This is a genomic window from Polycladomyces abyssicola (genome assembly GCF_018326425.1).
GTDB classification, from domain to species: Bacteria; Bacillota; Bacilli; order Thermoactinomycetales; family JIR-001; genus Polycladomyces; species Polycladomyces abyssicola.
Genome location: NZ_AP024601.1, coordinates 1,527,621 through 1,546,129, shown reverse-complemented (window position 1 = coordinate 1,546,129; position 18,509 = coordinate 1,527,621). Strand labels below are relative to the sequence as shown.

21 protein-coding genes, 4 tRNA genes and 1 pseudogene are annotated in these 18,509 nt (G+C 53.7%); 3 read left to right on the top strand and 23 right to left on the bottom strand.

What is annotated here, in order from left to right; translation table 11 throughout:
• Positions 1-2: 2 nt before the first annotated feature.
• The 7 genes and pseudogenes from KI215_RS07690 to KI215_RS07660 form a co-directional block, all read right to left on the bottom strand.
• Entirely contained in the window at positions 3-251 is a 249-nt protein-coding gene (locus KI215_RS07690) for a hypothetical protein (RefSeq protein WP_212774932.1), read from the bottom strand.
• On the bottom strand, positions 248-841 hold the full coding sequence (locus tag KI215_RS07685; protein ID WP_212774931.1) for a lysophospholipid acyltransferase family protein: 594 nt from the start codon (positions 839-841) through the stop codon (positions 248-250). The genes KI215_RS07690 and KI215_RS07685 overlap by 4 nt, the downstream gene beginning before the upstream one ends.
• Before the next feature lies 1 nt (position 842).
• Positions 843-1,511 carry a (d)CMP kinase gene (gene cmk / locus KI215_RS07680; protein WP_212774930.1) on the bottom strand — a complete coding sequence of 223 codons (669 nt, stop codon included), beginning with the start codon at positions 1,509-1,511 and terminating at the stop codon, positions 843-845.
• Positions 1,512-1,984: 473 nt separating this feature from the next.
• Positions 1,985-3,334 carry a germination protein YpeB gene (gene ypeB / locus KI215_RS07675; RefSeq protein ID WP_212774929.1) on the bottom strand — a complete coding sequence of 450 codons (1,350 nt, stop codon included), beginning with the start codon at positions 3,332-3,334 and terminating at the stop codon, positions 1,985-1,987.
• An 18-nt stretch (positions 3,335-3,352) separates the two neighbouring features.
• Positions 3,353-3,706 (bottom strand): annotated as a pseudogene (locus KI215_RS07670) (cell wall hydrolase); the annotation flags it as partial.
• Positions 3,707-4,207: 501 nt separating this feature from the next.
• Positions 4,208-5,188 carry a YpdA family putative bacillithiol disulfide reductase gene (locus KI215_RS07665; protein WP_212774927.1) on the bottom strand — a complete coding sequence of 327 codons (981 nt, stop codon included), beginning with the start codon at positions 5,186-5,188 and terminating at the stop codon, positions 4,208-4,210.
• A gap of 73 nt (positions 5,189-5,261) precedes the next feature.
• A complete protein-coding gene (locus KI215_RS07660) occupies positions 5,262-6,545 on the bottom strand; it encodes a Glu/Leu/Phe/Val family dehydrogenase (protein ID WP_212774926.1) in 1,284 nt (427 codons plus the stop codon).
• Positions 6,546-6,803: 258 nt separating this feature from the next.
• Here KI215_RS07660 and KI215_RS07655 point away from each other — a divergent pair, with 258 nt between their 5' ends.
• Positions 6,804-7,532, top strand: coding sequence for a PIG-L deacetylase family protein (locus KI215_RS07655; RefSeq protein WP_212774925.1), 729 nt, complete (start codon positions 6,804-6,806; stop codon positions 7,530-7,532).
• 115 nt (positions 7,533-7,647) lie between these two features.
• Here KI215_RS07655 and KI215_RS07650 read toward each other — a convergent pair whose 3' ends face one another.
• The 7 genes from KI215_RS07650 to KI215_RS07620 all read right to left on the bottom strand — a co-directional run bounded on the left by KI215_RS07650 (position 7,648) and on the right by KI215_RS07620 (position 9,889).
• The gene (locus KI215_RS07650; RefSeq protein ID WP_212774924.1) at positions 7,648-8,238 is read right to left on the bottom strand and encodes a genetic competence negative regulator; all 591 of its coding nucleotides are present in this window, start codon (positions 8,236-8,238) and stop codon (positions 7,648-7,650) included.
• 204 nt (positions 8,239-8,442) lie between these two features.
• Positions 8,443-8,516: transfer RNA gene (locus tag KI215_RS07645), tRNA-Cys, on the bottom strand.
• Between the two features lie 5 nt (positions 8,517-8,521).
• Positions 8,522-8,595 (bottom strand) — tRNA-Trp (locus tag KI215_RS07640).
• A 6-nt stretch (positions 8,596-8,601) separates the two neighbouring features.
• A tRNA-Met gene (locus KI215_RS07635) sits at positions 8,602-8,678 on the bottom strand.
• 5 nt (positions 8,679-8,683) lie between these two features.
• Positions 8,684-8,776, bottom strand: a tRNA-Ser gene (locus KI215_RS07630).
• 49 nt (positions 8,777-8,825) lie between these two features.
• The gene (locus KI215_RS07625; protein WP_212774923.1) at positions 8,826-9,269 is read right to left on the bottom strand and encodes a hypothetical protein; all 444 of its coding nucleotides are present in this window, start codon (positions 9,267-9,269) and stop codon (positions 8,826-8,828) included.
• Between the two features lie 59 nt (positions 9,270-9,328).
• Positions 9,329-9,889, bottom strand: coding sequence for a CPBP family intramembrane glutamic endopeptidase (locus KI215_RS07620; RefSeq protein WP_212774922.1), 561 nt, complete (start codon positions 9,887-9,889; stop codon positions 9,329-9,331).
• 163 nt (positions 9,890-10,052) lie between these two features.
• On the opposite strand from KI215_RS07620, the gene KI215_RS07615 reads away from it, so the two are divergent.
• Positions 10,053-10,262, top strand: a complete 210-nt coding sequence (locus KI215_RS07615) for a ferredoxin (protein WP_089968348.1) — start codon at positions 10,053-10,055, stop codon at positions 10,260-10,262.
• 40 nt (positions 10,263-10,302) lie between these two features.
• Here the strand turns inward: KI215_RS07615 and KI215_RS07610 are convergent, their stop codons facing one another.
• The gene (locus tag KI215_RS07610) at positions 10,303-10,632 is read right to left on the bottom strand and encodes a rhodanese-like domain-containing protein (RefSeq protein WP_246512242.1); all 330 of its coding nucleotides are present in this window, start codon (positions 10,630-10,632) and stop codon (positions 10,303-10,305) included.
• Between the two features lie 168 nt (positions 10,633-10,800).
• On the opposite strand from KI215_RS07610, the gene KI215_RS07605 reads away from it, so the two are divergent.
• Positions 10,801-11,298, top strand: coding sequence for an inorganic diphosphatase (locus KI215_RS07605; RefSeq protein ID WP_212774921.1), 498 nt, complete (start codon positions 10,801-10,803; stop codon positions 11,296-11,298).
• Between the two features lie 48 nt (positions 11,299-11,346).
• Here KI215_RS07605 and moaA read toward each other — a convergent pair whose 3' ends face one another.
• The 8 genes from moaA to KI215_RS07565 all read right to left on the bottom strand — a co-directional run bounded on the left by moaA (position 11,347) and on the right by KI215_RS07565 (position 18,422).
• A complete protein-coding gene (gene moaA, locus KI215_RS07600) occupies positions 11,347-12,360 on the bottom strand; it encodes a GTP 3',8-cyclase MoaA (RefSeq protein ID WP_212774920.1) in 1,014 nt (337 codons plus the stop codon).
• Between the two features lie 301 nt (positions 12,361-12,661).
• Positions 12,662-13,345: a nucleotidyltransferase family protein gene (locus tag KI215_RS07595; protein WP_212774919.1), complete on the bottom strand. Its 684-nt coding sequence runs from the start codon at positions 13,343-13,345 to the stop codon at positions 12,662-12,664.
• A gap of 102 nt (positions 13,346-13,447) precedes the next feature.
• Positions 13,448-14,287: an XdhC family protein gene (locus tag KI215_RS07590; protein ID WP_212774918.1), complete on the bottom strand. Its 840-nt coding sequence runs from the start codon at positions 14,285-14,287 to the stop codon at positions 13,448-13,450.
• Positions 14,284-14,697, bottom strand: a complete 414-nt coding sequence (locus KI215_RS07585) for an XdhC family protein (protein WP_212774917.1) — start codon at positions 14,695-14,697, stop codon at positions 14,284-14,286. The genes KI215_RS07590 and KI215_RS07585 overlap by 4 nt, the downstream gene beginning before the upstream one ends.
• Before the next feature lie 126 nt (positions 14,698-14,823).
• The gene (locus tag KI215_RS07580) at positions 14,824-15,993 is read right to left on the bottom strand and encodes a vWA domain-containing protein (RefSeq protein WP_246512241.1); all 1,170 of its coding nucleotides are present in this window, start codon (positions 15,991-15,993) and stop codon (positions 14,824-14,826) included.
• Entirely contained in the window at positions 15,981-16,847 is an 867-nt protein-coding gene (locus KI215_RS07575) for an AAA family ATPase (RefSeq protein ID WP_338048336.1), read from the bottom strand. Before KI215_RS07575 ends, KI215_RS07580 begins: the two co-directional genes overlap by 13 nt.
• Before the next feature lie 30 nt (positions 16,848-16,877).
• The gene (locus tag KI215_RS07570; protein WP_212774915.1) at positions 16,878-17,378 is read right to left on the bottom strand and encodes an SRPBCC family protein; all 501 of its coding nucleotides are present in this window, start codon (positions 17,376-17,378) and stop codon (positions 16,878-16,880) included.
• A gap of 36 nt (positions 17,379-17,414) precedes the next feature.
• Positions 17,415-18,422, bottom strand: a complete 1,008-nt coding sequence (locus tag KI215_RS07565) for an XdhC family protein (protein WP_212774914.1) — start codon at positions 18,420-18,422, stop codon at positions 17,415-17,417.
• Positions 18,423-18,509: the final 87 nt, after the last annotated feature.

Here is an 18,509-nt window from a genome sequence, read left to right as displayed (position 1 = left end):
TTTTAAGAAGAAATGCGCTTTCTTCCTTTCAGGATACCCAACACCATCGGGATCAGAATGACCACTACACCGATCATTCCGACGACTGCACCTATTTTTCCCAATCGCCAAGCAACAGAGAGCAGGAAGAAACCGACTAAAACGAGGGGTATCATTCGCGGAAGCCGTTTGACGACCGTCAGCGGTTGCTGCCGCAAACGGAGTGACAACAGGAGCCATATAACCAGAACCGCCCCTATCATCACTTTCATTGTTTGCTTCCTTCCTCAATCAGATGGCGGATTTCCTGCATGATCCGTTTGGTCGCTTCCTTGGTCGTCTCTGTGCTCACCTTGGCCTTTAACCACGGTGTCAGATCAACGGGGGCACCGAAACGGACACGGATGGGACGAAACAATCGGTACGGGCCGATGATCGCTGCCGGTACGACGGTCGCATTGCTTTTTAAAGCGAGGAATGCCGCACCAGGTCTGCCATCACCCAATTTCCCGGTTTTTGAACGTGTCCCTTCCGGAAAAATGACCAAAACCCGATTCTGTTCCAACAGTGTCAGAGCCTGTTTGATTGCACGTTTATCGGATGCTCCCCGTTTGACGGGAAACGCTCCCAAAGCTTGTATCAGCCGCCCGAGCAGCGGTACGCGAAACAACTCCTCTTTGGCCATGAAATGCACCTTGCGCTGAAGTGCCGAACCGACCAACGGAGGATCGAGATTTCCGATATGATTGCAACAGACGATAACAGGGCCGTTAGAAGGGATGTGATGCGCCCCATCAACTTTCCAACGGTACACCAAGGTGAAAAAACAACGGCACACCCAACGCGCAAATAGATATAACATCTTACTCTCCACCGCCCACTTTGGTTCGACAGAGTTCCAAAATTCGCTCCACCACATCGTTGATGGAATGGGACGTGGTGTCGATTTCCACTGCATCATCCGCTTTGCGCAAGGGGGCGTGTTCCCGAGTGGTGTCTGCTTCGTCCCGTCGTTGGATCGCCTCTTTCAATTCCTCCAAATCCGCGGTAAAACCGCGACGCATCATTTCCAAATAACGCCGACGGGCCCGCTCCTCGATGGAAGCGGTCAAAAACACTTTCACATCGGCATCGGGCAACACGTAGGTGCCAATGTCCCGGCCATCCATGACGACGCCGGTCGTTTGTGCAATGGCCCGTTGTTTCTCCACTAATGCCTCCCGGACACCGGGGATTCGGGCCACTGCCGACACGTGGGCTGTCACCTCGGGGGAGCGGATCTCTTCGGTTACACGGACACCGTCCACCCAAATGTCTGTCGGCTGAATATCGATTTTGGTCCGCTGCGCCAAACGCGTCACGGCCAATTCATCCGACGGATCCACCTGCTCGCGCAGGACTTTCCAAGTGATCGCCCGATACATGGCACCGGTATCGACGTATGTGAGTCCCAGTCGTTCCGCTACTTGTCGGGCGACCGTACTCTTCCCGGCACCTGCCGGGCCGTCGATCGCGACTGAAAAAGACTTCATGCACATGATTCCTCCCGTGACTTGCTCCAAACGACTAAAGCACCAGAGGCGCCATCGTGGGCTTCTCGCTTCATCTGACGTGGCAACCCACTTCCATCCACGATGGCTTCCGTCCAAGCCTGGATAAGCGGGATGAAATGAAAACGAGCAGGTCGAGCCTGCTCGATTGTGGATAACTTTATTCGATTCAACTCGATTTCAAGTGATCCCCTATCGAAAAACTCCGACCGTGAGACAGACAGCGATTTCGCAATCCGCTATGTATTCCTTTGTTGTCAACTCTGATTTTAGGTTACCACAAAACCCAATCCCGCGCAATGACCTTCTCCATTTTTTTCTGTCATTTTCCCCATGGGTTAAGTAGTATCTTTGTCCACGTCCAAAATAGAACAAAGGACAGGGACCGAATCCCTGGAGAATTCCCGGGATCAACGGTCCCATTTCATATTTCGCTTACGTAATGGAATGGATCGTCACAGCGTTGTCGTATCAGCCTTTTTCACTTTATCAACGAATTCTTCCCGTCCGTTGTCCGCATTGATAAAAATGCGGTACTGGTCGTCTCCCAACCATCCGACAAACTCGTAGCACAGGACGGGATTGCCGTCTTCGCCATAGATGACCGCAAGATTGCTCTTCTCCAGATTGAGCCGGGGATTGACCGCCTTTTCCGCCTGCTTCGCAGACAGACGGGGACGGTAAACTTGTTTCATCACAGGATGATTGAACACGTAATCATTGGCTTGCAGCGCCATGATCTCTCCATTGTCCAACGCTACCTTCACCGTGACGGATTCCGGGTAAATCAACGCTCCCCGTTCTTGGTGGACAAACGTAAATGTAGCCGTCCGTTGCGAGGAATCATACGAAATGGCTCGCATCGTTGGATAGCCCAGCCGGTTTAAAAACCGCATTGCACGCTGCTGTGCTTCCCCGATTGACAACCGTTGCCGCTCCACCGGTCTGTCGAACATCAACCACACCAAATAACCGCCCTTTTTGGTGAAGTCCGCATAGACCATGTGACCATCCTCCCGCTTCAAACGGGCGGAGTACGTTTGAAAGTCCCCTTTGCGGTTTTCCGTCACGACAATGCCCCGCGTCGTCGGTCGACCCAGCACAAACGCCAGTTTGTTTTTCACCTCCTGCACCGTTGCCGGCTTTCCGGGAAGCCGTACATATTGTTGTTTTTTCCTGGCTTCCTGGTTGTGGATGGTGGGTCCCCAATCCACTTCGGAATAAGCATCCATCGTATTGTCCACTTTGCGGAACCCATCAATGATGGTCGTATCCATCTTCTTCCCTTCCGTGGCCTGCGCCAATTCCACGTCCATCCAACGCAAATTGCGCGACAACACCTGGGACTGCACTTTTTGCAAATCCGTCTGCACTTGACTGGCCCGTTCGTACAATGCCCGGAGTGTTCCCCACTCTTTATCCGTCAACGGTTGTTTATCAAGATCCCTTAATCCGATGTGAAATGTGAAATTGCCCACCTTGGACAGAAAATCTTCCGTCTTGTTAAATGGCATCAATGTGAGCGGCAGTTGTGCGAGATCACTCTGCGCGGCATAAGTGAGCCGCCAGACATTGGTCAAGCAGTTTGCCATGGACGGTCGCGTTTGCAGAACCAATGTTTTGCCCAATTCATCCTGCAATTGATCCATGTGAAAATTAAGCTCGTGAAAAGCCCGCTGATACTGGTTTTCCGCTTTGATCAGTACTGCATTCTTATCCTGGTTCTCTTGATAACCCCACACCACCGTACCGATCAGCGCGATCACGGCGATGGGAAACAATATCGCAGCTATGCGTCTGTACACGTCATGACTCCTCCCTCTTTAACGGCAGAAAATATGTTTGCCGATCCGTTTGACCTGCGGACGATTCCAGATCCATCCGGATGTGGCTGTAGCCGGATTGAAATAGTACAAACATCCTGGCACCGGATTCCATCCGTTGATCGCGTCCATCGCTGCTTTTTTGGCGGTGGCATTAGGGGTCAACCAAATTTGACCGTCCGATACCGCCGTAAACGCTCCGGGCTGGAAGATGACACCCGGGATACTGTTGGGAAACCTGGGTGACGCCACTCGATTCAGAATGACGGCGCCGATGGCGACCTGCCCGATATACGGCTCTCCTCTTGCTTCCCCGTAAATGGCATTGGCGAGCAACTGGATATCGTTTACAGAATACTTTCCGCTGTATTTACCTACATGGGCGGCGGAAGTGTCAAGGGAACCGGTGATACAGAAAATTAGAGTGAAACAACCGACCAAGAGTAATACGCGCACCGGAAACTTCCGCTTCATGATTTCCCCTCCATGCCGACTGAAATTTCCTTTGGAGGTAGTCTGAACCGATGATTCCCCCTTTATGCAACAAAAAAAAGCCGGTTGCAACCGGCTGTAACTAGTTGACAGTGTCTTGTGAGACACCGTCTCTGAGAAACATTCAAGTGAAGCATGTAGTTTGTCAGCATCGCTCGGTGTGGATATCAAAGTCGGTTTGATTATCACACAAACATTGCTTAAAACCTGTTTCGATTTGTCCCTTTCTCATGCGACCTTTGAGTATGAACCGTTCTCCACACCGTTTGCAACGAATCCGTACCCAGTATTTGTCTTTGCTCATAATCCGTTCACCCTGCTCCGTTCCCATCGTGTATCATCATTATTACCCAAATTCACAACCTACGATACAGATACTTTACCCGATATGTGTTCGGCAATTTTTTCCCCATGGAAGCGCCCATTTTCGATGAAAATCTTGTTGGCATCATGTCCTGCCGCGATTACTCCCGCGATATAAAGACCCGGTACGTTGGTCTCCATGGTGTCGGGATTATGGGTTGGCTCTCCCGTTTCCGGATCGAACGTCACACCCAATCTTTCCATCAGGGAACGGTCCGGTCGGTATCCCGTCATCGCAAATACCGCGTCATTGGCAATTTCCAATCGCCGGCCATCCTGTTCCAGAACGACTGAATCTGGTTTGATTTCCCGTACTTCGCTGTTCCAATACATAGTGATCCAGCCTTTGCGGATCGCACTTTCGATTACCGGCTTCAACCACGCTTTGACACTGTCGGTAAACGCCGAGCGGCGATAGGACATCGTCACTTTTGCCCCGGCCCGATGGAGCTCCAACGCGGCGATCACCGCCGAGTTTTTCCCTCCGACCACCAACACTTCCAATCCGGAAAACGGATGTCCTTCCTCAAAATAATGGTGCACTTTGGGCAGATCTTCTCCGGGAATGCCCATCAGGTTGGGATTGTCGTAATAACCGGTGGCAATGACGACATGACGGGTTCGATAACGAAGGGATTGACCGTTTTTCTCCGTCAGCACCTCAAAAATGCCATCGTCGCTTTTATCCACGCGTACCACTTTTTCGTACGTATGAATGCGTAAATCAAATTTCTCCGCTACCGTGCGATAATAGACCAACGCCTCATGACGGGTCGGCTTTTCACGCGCGGTCACGAACGGTACATCCCCGATTTCCAGCAATTCCGGCGTGCTGAAAAAGGTCATGTGTGTGGGAAAATGATAAATCGAATTGACCAAGCATCCTTTTTCAATCACCAACGGGGAAAGCCCCCGGTTTTTGGCTTCCACCGCAACGGACAATCCGCACGGTCCCGCTCCGATGATGATCAGGTCTTCCATCGTTTCACCACCCCTGATAATGAAAACACCCTGAGACAGGGTGTTTTCTGTTCAGCATTTCTTTATTATTATATTATACCCAACCACGGAAACGGGAGGCTTCGGCCATTTTTCGAACGCCCACCATGTATGCGGCAAGGCGCATGTCCACGTTGCGGGATTGCGCTGTATGGTAGACGTTTTCAAACGCTTTGACCATGATTTCTTCCAGTTTCCGCTCCACTTCTTCTTCGGACCAGTAATAGCCCTGATTGTTCTGTACCCATTCGAAATACGAAACCGTCACGCCGCCTGCACTGGCCAACACGTCAGGTACAAGCAAAATCCCCCGCTCGTGCAGGATGCGTGTCGCTTCCAAGGTGGTCGGGCCGTTGGCCGCTTCGACGACAATGTCGGCACGTATGCGATGCGCATTGGACGCGGTGATTTGGTTTTCCACCGCAGCCGGTACCAAGATGTCACAATCCAACTCCAGCAATTCCTGGTTGGTGATTGTATCTTTAAACAGCTTGGTTACCGTGCCGAACGAATCACGTCGATCGAGAAGATAGTCGATATCCAAGCCGTTTTCATCATACAAACCGCCGTAGGCATCAGAAATACCGATAATCTTGGCCCCCGCATCACTCATGAACTTCGCGAGGAAGCTGCCGGCATTGCCGAACCCTTGGATCACGACCCTGGCGTTTTTGATGTCCAGGTTGCGCTTCTTGGCCGCTTCGCGGATCATGATCGTCACGCCTTTGGCCGTCGCCGTCTCCCTGCCTCGAGATCCTCCCAGCACCAGCGGTTTGCCGGTGATGAATCCGGGAGAGTCAAATTCGCGGATTCGGCTGTATTCATCCATCATCCACGCCATGATTTGTGAGTTGGTAAACACATCCGGCGCGGGAATATCTTTGGTTGGACCTACAATTTGGCTGATTGCACGAACATAGCCGCGTGAAAGCCGTTCCAATTCACGGAAGGACATCTGCCGCGGATCGCAGACGATACCGCCTTTCCCACCACCGTACGGCAGATCCACAATTCCCGCTTTCAAACTCATCCAAATCGAAAGCGCTTTCACTTCATTTTCCGTTACATCCGGGTGAAAACGCACGCCTCCTTTGGTTGGACCGACCGCGTCGTTGTGCTGTGCGCGGTAGCCGGTAAACACCTTGACGGAACCATCGTCCATCCGTACCGGAATCCGGACCGTCAACACGCGCAAGGGCTCCTTCAACAGTTCGTAGACATGCTCCGGATAACCCAGCTTTTCCAGCGCCTGTTTGATCACGACCTGCGTGGATGCGAGTACGTCGAGGTTTTCTTTCGATTCCACGGATTCGTTGGTCCTCTCAGACTGTTGTCCCATCCCTAACCACCTCAAAAAAAAAGTTCCCATCAGTTCAATGCTCAGTATACACTTTTTTTCGAAAAAACATGGGGCGTCCTTACACAGTATACAACACATCCTCCATGGAAGGAACACCATTTGTCTTGACGAATCCATGAAAGGAATCAAAATCGATTTTAGGGAACGCTTACTGGAAACAGAGAAAATAGTGAAAGAACATCGCCGGCATCCGTATCCCCTTGGGATCGTGCCGGCCGGAAGAAAGGATCGAACCACATGACGCGAACAGCTTTACTTGTTTTCGCCCATCCCGATGATGAAACGTTTACGTGTGGCGGGACCATCGCCAAATACGCCAAAGATCCCGGGGTGCGAATCGTACTGTATTGCGCCACGCGGGGCGAAGCCGGCAAGGTGGGAGATCCTCCCTTGTGCCGTCCTGAAGAGTTGGGCAATGTGCGCGAAAGCGAATTGGCACGTGCAGCGGAAATTCTCGGTATCGATACAGTCATCCAGCGAGATTTCGGCGACGGGAAGCTATCACAATTGCCCGATGATGTGTTGGTCAAGGACATTTTGCAAGTGATGGAGAAAGTTCACCCTGACGTCATCGTCACTTTCCCGCCTGAAGGCATCTCGGGCCATGCCGACCACCGCGCATTGCACCAAGCTGTCGTGCAAGCCTGTAATCAGGCAAAAAACCGCCTGAATTTCAAATTGTACTATATAGTCATCCCTCAATCAGCAGTACCTGAAGGAGGATCCATTTACACCACACCTGACGATGCCATCACCACATCTGTCGATGTGACGGCCCAACGGCCAGCGATAATGGAAGCATTGCGCCAACACCGCACCCAGCATTTATCCATCGAACGCGTGTTTCCGGGCGTGTTGGCCGGGGATTGGCAACGTCTGCGCACGACGGAATATTATCAACTGGCAATGCAAAACGGTCGCTGGCTGTTACGACCGGATTTGACGGAAACAGATTGGTGGGGATGAGTTTCTCGAAAACCAACCTGAATAAACAAGAGGGGCCAACTTCCCTTTCACATCAGGAGTCGGCCCCTCTTACTTGTATAAACTTCAAACATACGCACCGGACCGATGCGTACGTCTATTTACCAAAATAGCGGTTCAATTGCTCGATTGCATGTTCCATCATCACCGGTTTTCCGTATTCAGCCAACATATGTTCGGTCACTGTAGAAGGCTCTCCGAATTCGGTCAGAATAGCGATGACGGCTTGCAGATCATCCGTTTGGATTTCTTCGTCAAATACGAGGAAGTATTGATTCTGGTAAGCGTACACCTTGCCGCCCCCGCGGATCAAAGACTTCAAGCGGATCGCCGCCTGAACGAGGTCTTCGAAATCGGAAAAGCGGAAAATGATCTGCTCACTTTCCTCCAGCGTCACTTCTAACTCATACATGTCGTCCACATCGAGATCGTCATCTGTCTCAGGGGTACGACCGCGGGTGACGACAACCACCATCCCCTGCGTCGGAAGGGCAAACACTTCTACCGCCACAGGCCCCGAAATCTCGAACCCCAGCTCTTGATACGCCTGTTCCATCATGTCGTTGAACAGTTCGTGCACCTTGGGGATATCTCGCCACATGTCCTCTTTGTTGATCCCACGATCTAGTAGATCGTCCATGGATAAGTAGAAGCGGACCTTGTCACGTCCTAAACGCTCGACGCGCATGGGTTTACCCTCCCTCGCTGGAGACCTGCTCCATACAGCGTATGAGGGTGAATTCCGTTTCGTTACGCAATCAGGTCTCCATTTTTCTCTCTTTAATTCCATAATACATCATATGTGCGGGAAATGCACCTAACTAAACATCCTGCTGCATATAAAAAAAGAACCCTTTGGACGGGTTTTCGTCGAATCCGCATGCCAATCATATGGAGGGGGCACCCGGAATCGAACCGGGGATAAGGGATTTGCAGTCCCGTGCCTTACCACTTGGCTATGCCCCCATGTTTGGCAGGGGCGGTAGGAATCGAACCCACACTAGAGGTTTTGGAGACCTCCGTTCTACCATTAAACTACGCCCCTGCGTGATGGTAGCGGCGGAGGGCCTCGAACCCCCGACCTTACGGGTATGAACCGTACGCTCTAGCCAACTGAGCTACGCCGCCACACATGGCGGAGAGAGCGGGATTCGAACCCGCGCGGGGTCATTCGACCCCCTAACGGTTTAGCAAACCGTCCCCTTCGGCCACTTGGGTATCTCTCCGCTTCTAGTGATGTGACAATTTTTATCTTAGTATGATTGTCTGACTGTGTCAAGGGGGATTTGGGGAGGTATCAGAGAGCCCTTTCGCCGCGTCCCGCCTAGAAGTAGCTTTATAGTTCCCCCACCCGAGCGCTCGCCACTTTCGATAGAGGAGCCACCCTTCCCGCCCCCCAAACAGCATCAAGAACGTTATGGCGTGTCCTCCCAGCTGAGAGATCCCGTACCATCCCAATCCGACCCCGGCCGCACAGCGAATCAACTCACGCCGGCGGAGGGGATGACTCCATGGAAACGGCCACTCCCACATCCGGACAAAGGAACGGATGATCCATCGAGCCACCACAAACGAACAAGGCAGAAAACTGGCCATAAAAAACCAATACGGCCATGATAAATACCGTTGCCAACCCTGCCGATCATCCGGAAACAACCACACCGTCACCAACCACCACCCGGTCACACCGGCCAACTCCAGCCATCCCCGCAAACGCATCCGTTTCCCTCCTCCGTCTTTTTCCATGTATATCGCGAACGGGTTCGCGGAATAACACTTCATTGAAGCCCATCCGATTCCAAAAGGATTCGAACGCCGGTGATACAATCGATGACAAAATGAGCAATGATTGCGGGAACCAGTGATCCGCTCCATTCGACCAACACGCCGAACCCCAGACTGACTGCAAACACCAACAACATCAGCGGAATTCGCTTCCAATAGCGAAAATGTACCAGAGTGAACAACAGACTGGAACCCCACAGCCCGATCAAAGATTGTAAAGCACCGCGAAACAAGAGCTCTTCCGCCACCGCTACCAGACAAGCGATCCACACGATGTGTACAAGCGAGCGCCCTTGAAACAACAACCGGTTGATCCCACCGTCATCCCACCAATGAGCGGGAGCCATTCTTGTCAACACAATGTCCACTGCTACCACCAACAGCCCAAAGCCCAGTCCGCTCCCCCACAGAACGGGATCTTGCCAGTAAAACAGGCAACGCCATCCTTCATCCACCCACTGTAGAAGGATAAAGCCTGTCAGCATCAATATTGCTTGTGACGCATACAAATGGAACAACAGCCGGCGGGAATCGACTTTTTGATTGGACTGCAACACGTTTCACCCCTTTATGTCTTACATTCCCAACAATCGGCAAAATTCATGGTAGTTTGCCCGTTTTCGTTCATCGACTTGCAATTCTATACAACTCGTTCTAAAATGGGGTGTGAAACAGATTAGGTTCTATTGGGGACTATATGGGAGGAGATTTTTTCACATGCGTACTTGGGTAGACAAAGACACTTGCATCGCTTGTGGTGCTTGCGGCGCGACCGCTCCTGACGTGTACGACTACGACGAAGACGGCATCGCTTACGTCATCCTGGACGACAACACCGGTACGGCTGATGTGCCGGAAGAACTGTGGGACGATGTGCGCGATGCACAAGAAGGTTGCCCCACAGACTCCATCAAAGTAGAAGAATAAACCGACGAAAAGCTGCTCGATCAGAGCAGCTTTTTTCAGGTCAATCAGTGTCAGCATCCAGATACAGGCGTACCGCCGCCAGCCCGTCATCCACGTTGACAACGCGACGAAATCCCTGGTTGAGCAGGTAATTGGCGGCATATATGCTGCGGATGCCATGGGCACAAAGCACATACACCGTTTTGTCCCGTTCCAGCTCGTGCAACCGATTGGGAAGATGTTGCAGTGGGATCAAGACCGCACCGTCCAGATGATCCACTTCCCATTCCTCAGGTTCACGCACATCCAAGACAATCCCGTCCAGTTCTCCTCTCCGGTATCGACGGGCGAACATTTCCGGTGATATATGGTACTGCTCCTGAGAATCCATCCCAACGCCTCTTTCCTTTGGAGTCTCCCATCCATTGTATCATGATTTCAACCAAAACGGGTTTGCTTCCGAACGTCAATCCGACTACAATGGTGGTTAGAGCGAGACTGACAATTCCGATGGTCCCGTTCGGTGGAAACTTCTGTACATAAGGAGGATAAACAAATCATGGCTCAACAAGAATTGATCGTGGATGCCTTTATTGAAATTCCGTCCGGCAGTCAAAACAAGTACGAATACGACAAGGAAAAAGGTGTGTTCCGTCTGGACCGCGTGTTGTACTCTCCTATGCACTACCCGACTGAATACGGATATCTGGAATCCACCCTGGCCGAAGACGGCGATCCGTTGGACATCCTGGTATTGACCACCTTCCCCACCTTCCCGGGATGCGTCATCCGCTCGCGCGTGATCGGTGTTCTGTTGATGTCCGACGATAAAGGCCAAGATGAAAAACTGTTGGCGGTACCTGCAGACGACCCGCGTTGGGATCACGTGAAATCCTTGGATGACGTCGCTCCGCACGTGTTGAAAGAAATCGAGCACTTTTTCCAAGTATACAAGGATCTGGAGAACAAAGAAACCAAAATCGAAGGCTGGAAGGATGCCCAATTTGCAGCAGACCTGTATCAAGCCTGCCTCAAACGTTATCAAGAGCAGAAGTAATGCAAAGCCCCGGCAAAAGCCGGGGTTTCTTGTTACCTAACCATCCTTTTATCCGCCTATATAGGACATTTCCACCTTTTTGCGGTCGCGGACCCGGGTGTTTTTTAATCGCTCATCGGAATAGCGGTCCCGTCGATGGTTCCAGACGTCGCGGATGCGTGCCTCCAGTTCGTCGTCGCTCTCTCCCGAGCGCAACGGGCCGCGGAGGTCGTATCCCTCGGAAGCGAACAGACAGGTGTACAGCCGTCCGTCGGCGGACAGTCGCGCCCGGGTGCAAGTGGAACAAAAGGATTCCGTCACCGAGGAGATCACCCCGACCTCCTCATCTGTTCCTCGGTAACGGTAGCGGGAAGCGACTTCGCCGTAATAATTGGGTTCCACCGGTTCCAAGGGCATTTCCTTGTGAATCCGCTCGATGATCTCCCGTTTGGACACCACCTGATCCAAGTTCCACCCGTTACTGTTGCCCACGTCCATAAATTCGATGAAGCGCAGAATATGCCCCGTTCCGCGAAAATGGCGGGCCATGGGGATGATCTGCCCGTCATTGACACCCTTTTGGACAACCATGTTGACCTTTACCTTCAGTCCGGCCTGACTGGCCGCCTCGATTCCCTCCAACACTGGTCGGACAGCGGACCGCCCCCCGTTTATTTTGGCAAAGATTTCGTCGTCAAGCGCATCCAAACTGACGTTGACCCGCTGCAGTCCGGCTTCTTTAAGGGCGCGGGCGTGCTTGGCGAGTAAGGAGCCATTGGTCGTCAGGGCAATATCTCGAATCCCTTTCACGCTGGACAGCATCCGGATCAGATCGGGCAGCCCTTTTCTGAGCAGGGGTTCGCCTCCGGTGATCCGGATCTTTTCTACGCCCAGCTTGACAAAGATCCGCACCAATCGGGTGATTTCCTCAAATCGGAGAAGCGCCTTCCGCGAGAGAAACTGGTAATCGGGGCCAAACACTTCTTCAGGCATGCAGTACCGGCAACGAAAATTGCAACGGTCCGTCACGGAAATACGCAAATCCCGAAGCGGACGGCCCAATGCATCTTTGATTTCAGCCATCTTCTCACGCTGCTCTCACTTCGTAGCAGCCTTGTCACCTCTCATTCTCTTCATTTTTCCGAGACAACACACTTTGAGAACGTTTAGTTTATGTTTCTCGGTCGTTATATGGCGGTTGGGATTCCGATTCCTTTAGTGAGATGTTAGGAGTTGTGGTGACGAAGACTCCCACTATGTAAAATCATGAGAGCGAGAGGTGAAACTAGGGTACCGGTAGCCGGTATACGCTCATGCGGATAAATATATGCAAGAGCAGAAGGAAAACATCGGTGGTGTGATGACACACCTTGGATAGTTTGGTTCATTCTGTTCCCAAGCGATCCCCGCGTCTCCCACGAACCATGTTCGAACTGCTGTCACGCGGACGGAAGGCAAGTCTCCTGGCACTTTCATAAGCCTGTGGGGTGTCAATATCCAGTACGACACCCGGATCTTCCACTGACAGAATCGTCCGGTGCCGTACAGTACGAAGAACCTCCTTCGCTCCCCCATCCCCCTTCAGTCTTGCCAAATTCATCGACCTGATATTGCCCAAAAAAACGGGGTGACCGGGGATACCCCGGAAGCACGGCCGGACGACAATGGGCTCAGGCTCTCGAAGGGTGCGAAGCTGTTTGAGGCCGCTTTCAAAGATCCACCGGATCGTTTCTACCGCAACCAGCGGTTGATCGCCCAAAAACACCATCGCCGATTGGTATCGGCCTTCTCCGATTGCCAACCCGGCCAAAAGGGACGTACTCTGTCCAGCGGCGTAATCCCGGTTGACCACCCAGCGGAAGCGATCGTCCTCTATCCGGATCAAGCGCCGGATCTCCTTCGCCCGGTGACCGATCACGGCAACCACCTCCGGGAAGGGGAGTGTAAGCGTCTTCCGGATTACCTGCTCCAACAACGGCATGCCTCCCCAGTCGAGGAGTTGTTTCGGTGTCCCCATTCTCGAAGATGTCCCCGCAGCGAGGATCAGAGCAAACACACCGCTCTCCATGGTCAACACCTTTCGGCATCAGTTTTCAAAATTGCCACGGCACCCAGCCATCTCCTCACCTCAATAACGAACCCATCACAACCAGAGGTACACCGGCCGCGATCATTTTCGGACGGGTTGATGAATGTTGTCCCTCCCCCGCAAAAACCCGCCTGCACAACCCTTTCTAAACGCCAGGATCTCCGACAATATGCTGATTGCCACCTCCTGCGGGGTCTCGGCGCCAATATCTAAGCCGACGGGGTTATACATCCGGGCCAGCTTCTCTTCCCCGAAGGTTACCCCTTCCTTTTCCAATGCCTCCAACATCCGTTGACAGCGGGATCGTGGCCCGAGCACGCCCACATAAGGAGCGGGTGAGTTCAAGGCAAGACGGATGGCGACCCGGTCACGCTCCAGATGGTGGTTCATCACAACAACATACGTCCGTTTTCCGATAATCACCCGCTCCTCCCATAAACCCGCATCGGCCAGAATGATCCGGGCTCCCGGAAAGCGATCCTCCGTGGCGTAGGCCGGGCGCGGATCGACCACCGTCGTTTTGAACCCCGACTGGACGGCTAATTTCACCAGAGGGATCGCGTCATGGCCAGCTCCGAAAATCATCAGTTCCGACGGAGGGAGGTTGACGTCGACGAAAACCTCCGCTTGCCTGCCTCCGGGCAAGGAAAATATGCAGGTCTCCGATTGGGGATGCAAGGTGTCCAGTTTTTTCCGTGCCCATTCAACAGCCAACCTGTTCAATGCCTCATCTCCCAGGTCTCCGAGGGGTTCGCCGTTTTCTGGAATGAAGAGACGGACCCCGGAAGGAAGATCCGGAGAAGGAGAAAACGCCAGCAACGTGCACAACACGGCCGCCTGCTCTTCCTTGAGACATTCAGTCCACGCGGCAAAGGGGTCTTTCCCCGGGTTACGCCGACCATTTTCATTCCGTACGTTCATGAGGATGCCTCCTTCCCCGCGAACCCCCGCTCCTTCACATCCTTTCCATCGGATGATCGGGGAACATCCGCTTCGTTTGTCGTCTCGTTCCACGAAACCGGCTCAATCAAGACATCGACGGTACCCGGGCACCCCAGCCCCAATCCCCACACGAGATCCTCATCCAAATCGTAACGTTTCATCACAGGGTGACCGTCGGCCATCACTTGTTTGGCCACTTCTGCTACGTCCGGTTCCAGGCAGCCGCCAGAGATCACACCTGTCATTTTTCCTTCCTCGTCGATCAGCATTTTTGCACCTTCCCGGCGATAGGCGGATCCCTTCACGCGGACAACGGTGGCCAACGCCATCTTTCTGCCCGCCCGTCTCCCCTCTTCCATTGCCAGAGCGATTTCCTGATTCTCTTTCACGTCCGTTATCACCTCCGGTAATGGATGTATGAGGCTAATTGCTGGGAGGAGGCCGGATAAAGGCCCCGAAATGCTCCCTAGATGATCGGATCAGCTTTCACTTCCCTGTAAAAGTCAATACGGGTTTCATTGAGGCACTACATGTGTATGCACGGTAAATGGGGTCACTGGCGAAGAGACAGGTCGGAAAACCTGACCTTCAACCGCCTCTCGCCAGCTGTCCAAGTCGTGTACATCGACGAACCGATGGATGTATGGCATCGCCACGGACATTCCGCTCGAGATTGGCTCATAGCCCGGGTCGCCGAGCAGGGGATTGAGCCAAACCACATGCCGCACGCGTTCGGAAAGCGTCTTCATAGCGGAGCGCAGGCGCTCGGGATGACCGGCGTCAAACCCGTCCGACGCGATGATCACAGAAGTATGTTGCAGCAACAGACCGCCATATCTGTGCTGCAGCTCCTCAAGCGCTTCTCCGATGCGCGTCCCGCCCTTCAGTTCTGCCAGTTCCGAGACTGGAATTCCCTGTACCGCTTTGCGCGCTACCAGATGTGTGACGCGCTTGAGCCAAGTTGAGAAGACGAACACCTCGCAGCGCAGGCGCAGACGCGTAAACGACCACGCGAGAGAAGTCATGAACGGGGCGTGCTCCTTCATCGATCCGGAAATGTCGATCATAAGCACAACCGACGGCCGATCTGGTCGGTACTGTTGCCAATGCAGACGGAGCGGTTCTCCCGCGTAACGAACGCTCTCGCGCATCGTCGCGCGCAGATTCACCCGATCGCGCCCACCACGGCGAAACCGTCGTCCCGGCGGGCGGTCGAATTGCCGTACAGCCCGCTTGGAGACGGCCAACACCGCGCGCAGCTGAGACGGATCGGCCTGCAGGGCGTAGCGTTCTCCCTGACTCGGACTGGATCCCGGCTGCATGGAGAAACTCACTGTGGGCGGGCGATCCTGCGTCTCGGTCAAACCACGCGAATGTCCAGACCGCTCATCCGCCTGAATCCGTTTCTTTTCTTCCAGCCTCGTACCCGGGTTCAAAAAGTGACGTTTGAACAGATGAGGAAACGAACCCCACTCAACCGGCGAACGGGCGTAGACAGAGCGCAGCGCAAACATAAGTCCCTCCGGCACTGACAGGTCCGCCTCCGCCAAGCACCTGAGCGCGGTCAATGTCTCCGGCGTGCCAACGCGAAACCCGTGTTTTCGCAAAAAAGGGGTAAAATCCTGAACCTGACGAATCACCGCTGCGGTCATCCCCGTCAGTCCGTTCAGGTCTATGCGTTCCACAACAAGGCCAGTCCTTTCTCTCGTACCAGTTCCAGGTCTTCCTGTGTCTTCAACAAGCATCCGAGCGTCAGGCGGGTGACTGATTCGTCCAGCTCTCCTGCCGCCAGATCGGCAACCGCACGCGCCCAATCGATCGACTCTGCCAATCCGGGCGGTTTGAGGAGCGACCACTTTCGCAACCGGCGCACCGCGCGCGCAATCTGACGGGCGACAGTCGGAGCCACGTCGGGTACATGAAGGGCAATGATAGCCGCCTCCTGCTCTACACTCGGATAATCTAACCAATAGTAGAGACAGCGCCTCCGCAATGCATCCGATAAATCGCGCGTGCGATTGGACGTCAGAATCACCGTTGGTGGCACTTCAGCCCGAAACGAACCACGTTCCGGAATGGTGATCTGAAACTCTGACAGAAACTCCAGCAATAGAGCTTCAAATTCCTCGTCCGCCCGATCCACCTCATCGATCAACAGAACGGGGGCGGGCTTTGTCTTCAAAGCACGCAGCAATGGCCGTTCAATCAAGAAGTGGTCGGTATAGATGTCAGGCGCCGCACCCCCGGCCTCACCGGAAAACGTGGCCCTGGTCAGCAACAGCTGTTTGGGGTAATCCCAATCGTACAGAGCATGTGCAGCATCCAAACCCTCGTAGCATTGCAGTCGAATCAACTCCACACCGCGAACCACCGACACTGCCTTGGCCAGCTCGGTTTTACCGACACCGGCCGGCCCCTCCAACAGCAGTGGTCGGTTCAAACGCTGTGCCAGGTAAAGAACCATAGCCAGTCCTTCGTCAGCCACGTACTTGGCATTCTGCAAACATTTCCGCAACTTCTCCACACGATCGTCCACCATTCCGTCCCTCCGCACGGCATCCCCGGATTGTCAATCAGTCGACTCAGGTTCCGCCGTCTCCGTCGACGTCGCTGCCACCTGTTCTGACACAGACGAGAGCGCTTCGCGCAAATTGGCGAACAGCTTTTCCGTGATCTTTCTGGCTTCATTGTCAATCATCCGACCGCCGAGACTGGCGATCGGCCCGCTGATCGCAGCGTCACACCGCCAATCCAGTTTCGTTCCACCACTTTCCGTATCACTGAGCGTCAGTTTCGCCTTCATATCGACACGGCTGCCCATACCCCCGCCTCGTACGGAGAGTTCAGCAGACTCTTCCGGCTCGGTCACGGTCACTTCAACCGTCAAGTTGAACTTGCCTCGAACGGGCCCAACACCGACACGGACAAGCGTGTGAAAACGGGTCTCGCTCTCCACATCCAACTTCAAAAGATCTGGAACACACGGCCCCATCCGCTGCGGATCCATGACGAACTCCCACACAGTCTGACGCGGCAAATCGATGACAAAGTCTCCTTGATACGTGCGCAACTGTATCCCTCCTTGCCGGAATCGATCGACTTCACTTTATCGGGCAATCGCGTACGTTTCCGGTTCTTGTTGAAACTTCCGTAAACAGTGAGGACAACAGAATCCGTACGTCTTTCCTTCATGCACCGTACGATAAGGCGTGCTATCGAGATCGACACGCATTCCGCAGACCGGATCGACACCCGTCCCCAGCCGCTGCGACGTGGACACGTGCGCAGCCTTCTCGGCAGACGTCTCAGAGATACTCATATTGGATGGTGGGTGGTAGCGGACCTCCACCTGACGGCGCCGCCTCTCGATCATCTGTGCGAAGATGCTGAGTGCGATCTCCTGCGGTCCCACAGCGCCGATGTCGTAACCGGCAGGCGCGACGACGAAATCGCAAAACTCTGCCGACGCTCCCGCGCTGAGCAGCGCTTCCCGCAATGAGCGCCAGCGTTTCGGACTGATGACCACACCGGCGTAAGCCAGCGGGAACTTCTGAAGCGCCAGCAGTCCAACGTCGTCGTATTGCCCCATCGTCGCCACCACCGCGTACATCTTGGGCTCATACACCTGTGACAAGTTTCGTTTCAACCGTTCTGCCGGATCATCGCCATTCTCTTCCATTTGCTCCAAGGCCAGACGCCGAGAAAACCACCCAAACTTCGGGGCCAGTTCCTCCAACGCCAAGGCAACGGGAGAATCTCCGATCACGACCAGGAGCGGATCCGGTAACTTCGGTTCGATAAACAATTCCACCTCGCCCTCTGATTGGCAGGTCATCGGCAAAACCGTTACCCCCTCCTCCACCTCGGCGGGTGGATTGGCGGTAATGAGCAGTAATTGGCTCTGGCCCGTTTTGAGACACTGCTGAGCTTGATCTGTCACCAATCCACGTGTACATTGACCTCCGACAAATCCGAACATCCGGCCGTCGGAAGTAACAACAGCCTTGTCACCCACGTTGGCCGAACTGGGTCGGACACGACGAACCACGGTCACCACAGCGTAAGGTTCCCGTCGCTCCTCCAACAAGCGAATCTCGTCCGGTATCGTGTGCATCCGCGTGATCCGGCAGAGGAACCCCCTGCCGGAACCACCTCCTTACCCATCTTTTTCTGTGAATCCTGCGCCTGCCCATACCGGATC